The following is a 1,363-nucleotide window of genomic DNA, read 5'->3' on the forward strand; positions in this document are numbered from 1 at the left end:
AGCATCGAGCCCAACACCCGGCTGTTTTTTGATATCACCCACGCCTTTCGCTCCATCCCCCTGCTGGTGCTCTTGGGAGCTGCCCTTTTGCGCAAGGCCAAAAATGTCGAGATCCAGGGGCTCTACTACGGCCTCTACCGCCCTGGTCAGGCAGAAACCCCCATTATCGATCTCACCCCCGCCCTTCGGCTTTTGGACTGGCTGACGGCCACCGACAAGTTCATCAGCACCGGCTCAGCCCTGGAGCTGGGCCAGCTTTTGGACAGGGTTCAACGGGACTTTTACCGGCAGCAAAAGCCCGGCAAAGGGGATCCCAGGCCCACCCGGCTGCAGAGCTTTGGACAAGCCATCCGCGACATCTCCCGTTCCCTGGAGCTGGTGAGGCCGGTGAGCCTTTTGGAGGATGACCTGCCCAGGTTGCAAAAGCACTCCACCCAGGAGTTGGCCGAAGAGGTGGGCCAATTTGCTAAGCCCTTTGGCCTGCTGCTGCAAAGCATTCAAGATAGCTACAGCCAACTGGCGCTGCCGGCAGACCAGAAGGAGGATCCCCGAGCTCAAGTTCAAAAGCACTTTCAACTGCTGCGCTGGTATGTGGAAAAGCGCTTCACCACTCAAGCCCTTCTCCTAGCCCGCGAGTGGGTGGTTTCTGCCCTTTGCCTCTGTGAGGGGATCCAAGACTACCGCAGACGAGAAGCGCGGCAGGGGATTGAACAACAGTTGGGATCCCTCATCCAGCAAGCGGAGCCGGCTCAGTTCCTTCCTCCCATTGCCGCCCACGTCCCCGATGTCCAGCAGCTTGCTGATCTTTGGTCTCGCCTTAGCCAGTACCGCAACGACGTGGCCCATGTGCAGATGAATCCCGAACCTCTTCCCAGCGAAGCTCTGGAGAGCTTTGTGCTGCGGGATCTGCTGCCCAGGCTGGAGGCGCTGTTTCCGGAATTGACCCGGACAGAAGGGGAAATGGAAGGGGATCCTTCCATTTCTCAGTAGGCTACAGACATCGGCCCACCCTCAGGTTCTGAGTTTTCAAGCTCGGTCAAACAGTTGGCAGGGGCTTAGCTTGCACAAGTCCTACTGAGCTGGAGAAATACTAAAGAAACCTGAGGGCTGGTCGGGATTGGTGGACTTTGTTTTGTAGCTTCTGCAGCCAGGTATCGGGTGGCTGTTGGGGTTTTGTTTACTTTTTTGTTTCTTGCGCGTTCAGTTTTTAACTCTCCTGCGAAGACACCATGTCTCATCACTACTGGCAAGCGAAGCTCTGGGGTTTGCTGCATGATCCTGCCCTCAAGGCCCTCCACGACGCCTCTGGCCGCGCTAAGGAAGGGCTGTGGCCAAACCTAGCGGCGATGCAAGGGTGGATCTC

1 protein-coding gene is annotated in these 1,363 nt (G+C 57.4%); it reads left to right on the forward strand.

Annotation, left to right across the window (positions count from 1 at the left end):
• Window positions 1–990, forward strand: a 990-nt coding sequence (gene csx2 / locus NW863_RS10530) for a TIGR02221 family CRISPR-associated protein (protein ID WP_414366225.1), incomplete at its 5' end; no start/stop codon positions are given.
• Window positions 991–1,363 lie beyond the last annotated feature (373 nt).

Source organism: Synechococcus sp. B60.1, from assembly GCF_047462555.1.
Taxonomy (GTDB): Bacteria; Cyanobacteriota; Cyanobacteriia; order Thermostichales; family Thermostichaceae; genus Thermostichus.